The organism is Micromonospora sp. ATCC 39149, assembly GCF_000158815.1.
In the GTDB taxonomy this organism is placed as follows: domain Bacteria; phylum Actinomycetota; class Actinomycetes; order Mycobacteriales; family Micromonosporaceae; genus Micromonospora.
In genome coordinates, this window is record NZ_GG657738.1 from 6,449,221 (window position 1) to 6,450,787 (window position 1,567).

General features: G+C 77.5%; 2 protein-coding genes. Both read left to right on the plus strand.

Features of this window, described 5'->3' with window-relative positions:
• The first annotated feature begins 41 nt into the window (after positions 1 to 41).
• On the plus strand, positions 42 to 341 hold the full coding sequence (locus MCAG_RS27815) for an SDR family oxidoreductase (RefSeq protein ID WP_232290312.1): 300 nt from the start codon (positions 42 to 44) through the stop codon (positions 339 to 341).
• Positions 342 to 446: 105 nt separating this feature from the next.
• Positions 447 to 1,567: MFS transporter (locus MCAG_RS27820; protein WP_050778110.1), on the plus strand; the 1,121-nt coding region annotated here is incomplete at its 3' end.

Here is a 1,567-nt window from a genome sequence, read left to right on the forward strand (position 1 = left end):
CCTGCCCCGCCGTGCCCTGTACTCGGCGACGAAGGAGCGCCGTGCACGCGCTGACCCTCGCCACGGCAGCCGACCTGGTCGGCGACGGTATCCGGGTCAACTGCGTCGCGCCCGGCACGGTCGACACCCCCTGGGTCGCCCGGCTGCTCGCCGCCGCCGCCGACCCGGAGGCCGAGAAACGGCAGCTCGCGGCGCGGCAGCCCACCGGCCGGTTGGTCACGGCCGCCGAGGTCGCCGCCGCGGTGGTGTACCTGGCGTCGCCGGTCGCCGGCGCGGTCACCGGCACCGCGCTGGCCGTCGACGGGGGATTGGGCGGGCTGCGGCTGCCCGCCCGCCGCTGACCCCACGGGCACCGCCGCCCCGGGCGGCACGCCGGGCCGTTCGCTGGGCTGCTGGGCCACTCGCCGGGCCGCCGGGCCGCTCGCCGGTCGGTTACCCTCTGCCCGGTGACGGTGACCACGGGGGTGCCGGCCACGCCCGCCCCGCCGGGGCGCAGCCGTGGCTTCCACGCGTTCTGGGCGGCGCAGGTCCTCTCCGTCCTCGGCGACTCGATCTCCCAGCTCGCCGTGCCGCTGCTGGTGCTCGACGCGACCGGTTCGATCGCCACGGCCGGCCTGCTCACCGGCGTGTCCGGCACGGCCGCGGTGCTCGCCGGCCTGTTCGCCGGCGTCGTGGTGGACAGGTGCGACCGGCGGGCGCTGCTGGTCGGCGCCGACGTGGCGCGGATGCTGCTGTTCGTGGTGGTCCCGCTGGTGTGGTGGCTGGTCCCGGACCCGCCGATCTGGCCGCTGTTCGTGCTGCTGCCCCTGGGCGCGGCGATCGGGATGGTTTTCCAGGTCGCCGCCGTCACCGTGGTGCCCGGCCTGGTGCCCGCCCCGGAGCTGACCCGGGCGAACGGCCGACTGTACGCCGGCACCGCGCTCGCGGCGGTCGTGGGGCCCGCGCTGGCCGGTGCCGTGTCCGGCTGGCTCGGCCCGGCCGGCGCGCTCGCCGTCGACGCCGCCAGCTTCGGGGCCTCCGGGGCGCTGCTGACGTTGGTGCGGCTACCCGCGCGGTCCGCCGCGACCGCCGACGCGGCGGACCGGCCGGGGCCGTGGGCCGAGTTCCTCGCCGGGGCGAGGTTCCTGCTGGGCCACCGTGTGCTGCGCCCGCTGACCGCCCTGCTGACCGTCTACCTGCTGCTCACCTACGGCATCGACGACGTGGTCATCTACCACCTCAAGCGCGGCCTCGGCCAGTCCGACGGAACGGTCGGGCTGGTGCTCACCGCCGGAGCCGCCGGAACGGTCACCGGTGCGCTGGTCGTCGCGCGGCTGCGCGGGCGGTTCGGGTTCGGGGCGTGCTGGATCGGCGCGGTCGCGGCCACCGGCGGCGCGGTCGCGGCCCTCGCGCCGACCCGCCGGCCCGCCGAGGTCGGCGCGCTGATGACGGTCTACTTCGGCTGCCTGAGCGTCGCCGGCATCTGCTCGCTGTCGCTGCGCCAGGAGGTGACGCCGGAGCACGTGCTCGGCCGGGTCACCGCCGCCTTCTGGACGATCCACTTCTCCCTCGGCGGCGTCGGCGCGGC